Here is a 7,406-nt window from a genome sequence, read left to right on the forward strand (position 1 = left end):
GTCCGGGCTGTGTTCCGATGGGGGTTCCGACGGGGGTTCCGACGGGGTTCAGATGGCGGCTGCGGGTGGGGCTTCCGTGACTTCCGCCGGGGTGAGGCCTGCCGGGGTGATACCCGCCGGGGTGACGTCTGCCGGGGTAAACGGTGTGCCGCTTGCGTTACCGTCCGCGCTGATCTCCCGTGCCGCCGCCCGGGCCGACTCGCTGGTGGGCCCCGGATGCGGCACGAAGATCACCTTTCGGTAGTAGCGCAGTTCGTCGATGCTTTCCTGGATGTCGGCCAGGGCGCGATGCCCACCGCGCTTGGGCGGTGCCGCGTAGTAGGCCCGCGGGTACCAGCGCCGGGCGAGTTCCTTCACGGTCGACACGTCGACCATCCGGTAGTGCAGGTAGCCGTCGAGTGTCGGCATGTACCGGGCAAGGAAGTTACGATCGGTGGCGATCGAATTACCGCACAGCGGGGCCTTGCCCGGGTCCGGAACCTGGCTGCGGACGTACTCGAGCACCTGCTGTTCGGCTTCGGCCATGGTCAGCGTCGATGCCCGCACGGCCTCGGTCAGACCCGAGGTGGCGTGCATCTGCTGGACTACGGCATCCATCCCGGCCAGGGCGGTCTCCGGCGCGGACACGACCACGTCCACGCCTTCGCCGAGAATATTCAGTTCGCTGTCGGTGACCAGGCAGGCGACCTCCAGCAGGAGATCGGAGGCGGCGTCGAGCCCGGTCATCTCACAGTCGATCCAGACGAGGCGATCCATATCTGGTTGACCCTAGGGTCTCCGGGCCGGGACGTCACGCGCGGGCCCGCCCTTTGCCAGGCGTGGGTTGCCCGTCGTGGGTTGCCGGTCGCACCGTGATCACAGCCAGGTCGGGGAGGAAGCGCCAAGAGAGCGCGGAGGGTGGGACCATGTGCGCGGGCCGCCGTCCAGCCGCAGGGGCGGAAGCACATAGGTCAGCCGCCCGGCGTGACTGTCGATCGTGTCGAGCCACGGCGTCGCGTCGACCGGACGGACGTCTGCTGGACTGGTGAGCGTGTCCGTGGACGCCTTCGTGGACGTGTCCGTGGTGCCAGCCGCGGCTGTGCTGCCGCCGGCGTCCTCGCCGGCCTTCGCGCGCGCAAGCAGCCAGGTGGCGGTCTGGGCAAGCGACAGCTGGGCGTGCCAGGAACCGGATTCCCGATGGCGCAGGGTGAGGGCACGTAGGACCGCCGCCGCCGTCAGGTAGCCGGTGGCGTGGTCGAGCGCCTGGGCGGGCAGCACCCCGGGTCGGGTGCTGCCCGGATCACCGCCGGCTTCTGTCGTGGCTATGCTCGTGGCGGCCTGGACGAGACTGTCGAACCCGCGCCGCCGGGCCCACGGCCCGGTCGGTCCCCATGCGTTCAGCGTCGCCACCACGATCCCGGGATGCCGCTCGTGCAGCGCCTGCGGTGACAGCCCGAACCGGTCCAGCGCCCCGGGGCGGTAGCCGGTCACGACGACATCCGCGGACGCCACGAGCTCCTCGAACATCCGCCTGTCGGTCGGGCGCCCGAGGTCGAGAAAGGTTGATCGCTTGCCCGGGCCGGTGTCGAGGTGCTGGGCTGGGATCTCGGGCAGCCGCGGACTGTCGACCCGCAGGACGTCGGCCCCGAGAAAGGCGAGGATCCTGGTGCCGACTGGGCCGGCGATGACCCGGGTCAGATCGAGGAGGCGGATCCCCGCGGCGGGCAGACCGGTCTCGCCGGTCGGGCGGCGGCTCCCGCGGGATGCCTGCTCGTCTCCCCAATGCTGCATCCTCATCAGGGGCAGCCCGGCAAGGGCCCGCCCCTGTGGGTGTCGTTCCCATCCGGCGGGGTCTCGCACGGCCGCGGCCACGCCGCCATGCGCCACCACGCGATCCTCGACCTCGGCCGCGGTCAGCGTGGCCACTGCCGCGGTGACCGCGGCCGTCGGGTCAGCCGTCGTGTCGGCGATCCCGAGTGCCGCCCGCAGCCGGGCGCGATGATGCGGGTAGTTGCCATGCAGCCGCACCCAGCCGTCCGCTGCCGGCAGGAACGCAGACAGCGGATCCATGCCGACCTGCGGCCGTCCGTCGAGGCGCAGGTGCCGTTCGCTGGTGAAGGCCGCGGCCACCGCGCCGCTGTCGATTGTCAGGGGTTCCCTGCGCCGTGGGCCCGTCCCTGTGCGTACGGCGCCGAGCTCGCTGGCCGCGAGCCCGACGACGGCGACTGTCGCCTGGGCAAGCGCACTGACCGGCAGCCGCGACGGCAGGGTCCGCGGCGAACCGATGATCGTCACTGCGTCGTGGTCGGGAAACTCGCCGCCAAGCGCCTGTGAGGCTTCAGCGATCAGTTCCCGAACATGGCGACGGTGCGACTGATCGCTCGTTGCCGGCCCGCTGCCGTGCCCGGACGTCGGCATCTGCGCCCTCTCTGCGACATCGCGTGTACGGCGAGCCGGCGAGCGAATCGGGCCGCTGCACAGGTCTGCGAGGACCCGACCCGTTCGGTTTCAGTGGCGCCAGGCCGGACGCCCCGGTGGCCGGACCGCCACCCGGCGGTGGCGATGACTGTCACGGGGACGTTGACGGCTTCGGAGCCGCCCTGCTGCTCGCAGGCGCTCTTGTCGCAGGAAATCCGGTCGACTGCAGCTGCGGTCCACGGCCCCGACGGTAGCGGTCCAGCCGGCCTTCGAGGCCAGTTGTCACAAACCATTAACTTTACCGGCGGCGTGTTGGGCACCTTCACCCCCCCAAGGGATGAGGCCTCGAGGGATGAGGGACGTGGAGCCCGGCCATGCTCTGCGCGGTTCCCGTGCGCTGCCGCCGATTCGTTGAGCCTGCACCGGCACGGTGACTGGTCAACGGGTACTGTGACGGTGTGGACATGTTCGACACGCGGTAGTTGGTCCGTCGGGATGTCCTGCCGGTGCCGCCTCACCGGGTCTGTTCGGGCGGCCTCCGGCGGTACGGATGATCATGATCGCGCAGTCCTTCGGCCGGTCGGGGTCTGGTAACTGGAGGTTCGGTCAATCAGCGCACATGACCGCTACGACGTGTCGGCCGGTGATCGTACCTGGGACGTCCCCATGGCCGGCAGTGCCCGGTTTTCCTGGGACTACGCCGACGGCCGGGCTCGCCTGCTGGCTCTCTACCAGCAGGGCAAGGACAAGCAGTGGGACGCGTCGAGCAGGATCGACTGGTCGCAGGACGTGGATCCCCACCACCCGCTGGGATCATCGGATGCGACGGTTCCGATCTACGGGCTTCCCCTGTGGGACAAGCTCGGCCCGCGGGAGCGGGGTGAACTGCGCCAACACCTGATGGCCTGGCAGTTCAGCCAGTTTCTGCACGGCGAGCAGGGCGCGATGATCTGCAGTGCCCGGATCGTCGAATCCGTCCCGGACATGGACGCGAAGTTCTACGCCGCAACCCAGACGATCGACGAGGCCCGGCACGCGGAAATCTACTCCCGCTTCCTGACAGAGAAGATCGGTATTCTGTATCCGATCAACCGCGAGCTGCAGTCGCTGCTGGACACGACCCTCAGCGACAGTCGGTGGGACATGCCGTACCTGGGCATGCAGGTGCTCATCGAAGGTCTCGCCCTGGCCACCTTCGGCGTCCTGCGGGACGTCGCCACAGCGGCGTTGCCCAAGCAGATTCTCTCCTACATCATGCAGGACGAGGCCCGGCACGTGGCGTTCGGACGGCTGGCATTGCGCGACTACTACGCGCAGCTCAGCCGTCGGGAGCTCGACGAACGTGAGGAGTTCGTCGTCGAGAGCTGCTGGCTCATGCGTGACCGGCTGCGCGGCGCTGAGGTCTGGGAGAACCTCGGCTTCGACGTGGACGACTGCCTTGCCGCGGTTGAGACCTCCGAGTACATGCGGGCTTTCCGCAGGCTGCTGTTCAGCCGGATCGTGCCGTGCGTGAAGGACATCGGCCTGTGGGGGGATAAGGTCCGCACCGCCTACTCGCAGATGGGCGTGCTCGACCTGTCCGATTTCGATCTTTCCGAGCTGATGCGCAGGGATGCCGACATCGCCGACGACCTCGACCGGGCGCGAGCGCAGGATGCCGAACTCGCCAGACGCAGGGAGCAGGTGGCGGAGACGATCGCCGCGGCGATCTGACCCGAGCGTCTGACCGGCCGGGTGGGAGCGGCTGGGTGCGTGAGCGTCTGACCGGCCGAACATCTGAGTGCCTGAGCGGCCGAGCCACTGGTCGGCCGGTCGGCCGCTGCGCCGACCGCGCCGCCGGGAAGCGATCCGGGCGATCCGGAGTTATCCTCTTCCAGTAGTTGCATAGGCAACAAAGCTCTGGGAGGGACAGTATGCCTGCCGTCACCGCCGACACAACCAGCCTGCCGCGCCTGGCCGCACCCTTGCCCGGCCGGGTGGAGCGTCCCGTCCGGTCGGTCACGACCGCACCGTCGGGCCACGAGGGCGAGGGCTTTCCCGTCCGCCGCGCCTTTGCCGGGGTTGATCTCGCCGATCTCGATCCCTTCGTCCACATGGACCAGATGGGCGAGGTCGACTATGCGCCCGGTGAACCCAAGGGCACGCCCTGGCATCCGCACCGCGGGTTCGAGACCGTGACCTACATGATCGACGGAACGTTCCAGCATCAGGACTCCCATGGCGGAGGCGGGGTAATCACGGATGGAGCGACCCAGTGGATGACCGCGGGCGCCGGCATCCTGCACATCGAGACCCCGCCCGAGCAGCTCGTCGTCAGCGGTGGGCTCTTCCACGGCATCCAGTTGTGGGTCAACCTGCCGGCACGGGACAAGTTCAGCCCACCGCGCTATCAGAGCATCGAAGGCGACCAGGTTGCCCTGCTCGCGTCGCCGGACGCGGGCGCGTTGCTGCGGCTCATAGCCGGTGACCTTGCCGGCGACACGACCGGCGACACGACCGGTCACCGCGGACCGGGTATCACCCACACCCCGATCGCGGTGATGCACGCGACCCTGTTCCCGGGCGCACGGCTGACGGTCCCCTGGGAGCCGGATTTCAACGCGCTGGCCTACGTTCTTGCGGGCTCGGGGCGGGCCGGCGGCGAGGGCCGGCCGATCCGCACCGGGCAGCTCGCGGTGTTCGGACCCGGTGACCACCTGACGCTCGCGGCCGATGACCGGCAGCCCGAAGCAGGCGCACTGCTGGAGGTGCTGCTGCTCGGCGGGCAGCCGATCCGGGAGCACGTCGAGATGTACGGCCCGTTCGTGATGAACACCAGGGACGAACTACGCCAGGCGGTGGCGGACTACCAGGCGGGCCGCCTCGGTGTCATCCCCGCAAATGCTCTCATGCCGCACCGGGCCGTCCGCCGGTCGGGCTGAGTGGACGCGAAATCTGTGGTTGATCGATTATCGGCGGTTAATCAGGGAATCGAGTCTTCTTTCGGTAATGACGGAGATCGGTATACGGTGCAAAAACAGGTGCAGATGCAGGTGCAGATGCAGATGCAGATGCGATACATATCCGTGTTCCGGCGTGCACGCTTTGAACTCATCATGTATCAAAAATACGGAGCGTGACGAGTCCGCGCCGATTGCGGCCTGCTGGTGGCTGCTTATACCATGCATGTTTACCTGGCGGACTTTTCGCCGTCCTCTCGACGTCTTTGGCTGGGTGTCGAGAGGGTTCGGCGTGCTGTCGCGGCGAGACGGTGTTGAACTATCGGTGCAGGAGCGTTCCACGTAGAAGTAACCCCTCTTTAGTGATCCAGATACCTCGGGCGCGGTAAGAACATGATCCCTTTGGCCTTGACCCTTTGGGATCATGGTTCTGGTGGCCCTGCCCACCCGGGTCCTGGAAGACCAAAGGCGCGATAATGATCCTTTCGCGCCGCTGGAGGCCCGGATCCTGGGTCACTGAGTGGGTGGTTCAGGATGAATAGGCGTCGTGGTGCCAGAATGTACCCCGCCGACGTGATAATGGGGGATGACCGCTTGACGACGTCAGTCCATGCCGCTGGCCGGCTACGGTTGATCGGAGCGGGACGGGTTGTGCTGTTGGCGGCGGCCGTATTTTTCGCCGTCACGGCACTCGCCGGTCTACGGGATGCGTCATCCACCGTCAACCAGATCGACAGGTGGCTGGGCAACTGCTTCAGTGTCGTCGCCGGCGCCTTTTGTATGTTGCGTGCGATTCTGGTCCGCGGCGAGCGGCTCGCCTGGGCCGCACTCGGAACCGGTCTGGTGTTCTACGGCGCCGGCACCATCTATTTCACCGAGATCACAAGTCGGGTTGAAGCACCGTCGCCGTCACCTGCGGACATCGGCTGGCTCGTGTTCTATGCGGCCACCTGCGTTTCTGTGATTCTCCTGCTACGTAGACGTGTCACCCGGTTCCATCCCAGCGTGTGGCTTGACGCTCTGGTGGGTGGCCTCGGCGTGGCGGCACTGGCGAGCGGGCTTGCCGCGGCCGCCATCGGAGTGGATAACCCGGTAGGGCTGTCGGTTCTTGGCCTGAACATCGCCTACCCGCTTGCCGACCTGATGCTGCTCGTGCTCGTGGCCAGTGTCTTCGGGCTGCGGGGCTGGCACCCCGAGAAGGCCTGGTGGCTGCTGGGGAGCGCACTGGCCGGCTTTGCGGTCGCCGACACGATCGTCGCCGGTGCGATGGCGGCCGGCACCTACTCCCCGGGTGGCCCCGTCGAGGTGCTCTGGGTGCTCGCGCTCGTCCTGCCGGCCTGCGCCGCATGGCAACGGACACCGCGGGAGATGCCCGAGCGGATCGCCGGGTGGGAGGTAATGTTCGTCCCGGTCTTCTTCGCCGTCGCCGCACTCGTACTGCTGGTGCTCGGGGCCTTCGTGAAGCTCCCAGCGTTGACTGTCATACTTGCCGCTGGGACGATCATGGCCGCCCTCGTACGTGCCGGGATCACGTTCACCGAGGTCCGCCAGCTCGCGGAGAGCAAGCTGCAGGCGCGTACGGACGAGCTGACGGGGTTTGCCAACCGTCGCGGGTTCTTCGAGCGTCTCAACGAGGAGGAGCTGCGCAGCAACGGCACCGTCTGCTTCGCGCTGCTCGTGCTCGATCTGGACCGCTTCAAGGAGATCAACGATTCTCTCGGTCACCAGGTCGGCGACGACCTGCTGAAGCTTGTCGGACGCCGTATCGAGGCGGCGCTGCGTCCGACGGACTTACTGGCCCGTCTCGGCGGCGACGAGTTCGCCGTGCTCCTGCAGGATGCCGACGCCACCGCGGCGAGGACTGTTGCCGAGCGGGTGCTGGCCGCTCTCGACAGCCCCTTCGACGTCGACGGGGTGAGCTTCCACGTCGACGTCAGCATCGGGGTCGCGGTCTATCCCGATCACGCGGTCGCCGGGAACGTCCTGCTGCAGCGGGCGGACATCGCGATGTATACGGCAAAGGCCGCCCGGAGCCAGATCGAGTACTACCGGCCCGGCGCCGACCTGCAC

5 protein-coding genes are annotated in these 7,406 nt (G+C 67.8%); 3 read left to right on the top strand and 2 right to left on the bottom strand.

All coding sequences use genetic code 11. The features are described 5' to 3' along the window. Window positions 1-48: 48 nt before the first annotated feature. Both orn and DD1DGNOD_RS07855 read right to left on the bottom strand, forming a co-directional pair. A complete protein-coding gene (orn, locus tag DD1DGNOD_RS07850) occupies window positions 49-756 on the bottom strand; it encodes an oligoribonuclease (protein WP_131769772.1) in 708 nt (235 codons plus the stop codon). Window positions 757-855: 99 nt separating this feature from the next. Then, complete coding sequence (locus DD1DGNOD_RS07855) at window positions 856-2,397, bottom strand: CoA transferase (protein WP_131769773.1); 1,542 nt, start codon at window positions 2,395-2,397, stop codon at window positions 856-858. Between the two features lie 609 nt (window positions 2,398-3,006). Between DD1DGNOD_RS07855 and DD1DGNOD_RS07860 the strand changes: the two genes are divergently transcribed. From DD1DGNOD_RS07860 to DD1DGNOD_RS07870, 3 genes are all read left to right on the top strand, one after another. Then, window positions 3,007-4,110, top strand: a complete 1,104-nt coding sequence (locus DD1DGNOD_RS07860; protein ID WP_430827772.1) for a ferritin-like domain-containing protein — start codon at window positions 3,007-3,009, stop codon at window positions 4,108-4,110. 200 nt (window positions 4,111-4,310) lie between these two features. After that, window positions 4,311-5,318 (top strand): pirin family protein, encoded by a 1,008-nt coding sequence (locus tag DD1DGNOD_RS07865; protein ID WP_131765923.1) that lies wholly within the window; start codon window positions 4,311-4,313, stop codon window positions 5,316-5,318. 612 nt (window positions 5,319-5,930) lie between these two features. Continuing rightward, a partial coding sequence (locus DD1DGNOD_RS07870) for a GGDEF domain-containing protein (RefSeq protein WP_241255542.1) occupies window positions 5,931-7,406 on the top strand: 1,476 nt, incomplete at its 3' end.

This window comes from Candidatus Protofrankia californiensis (genome assembly GCF_900634765.1).
Taxonomy (GTDB): Bacteria; Actinomycetota; Actinomycetes; order Frankiales; family Frankiaceae; genus Protofrankia; species Protofrankia californiensis.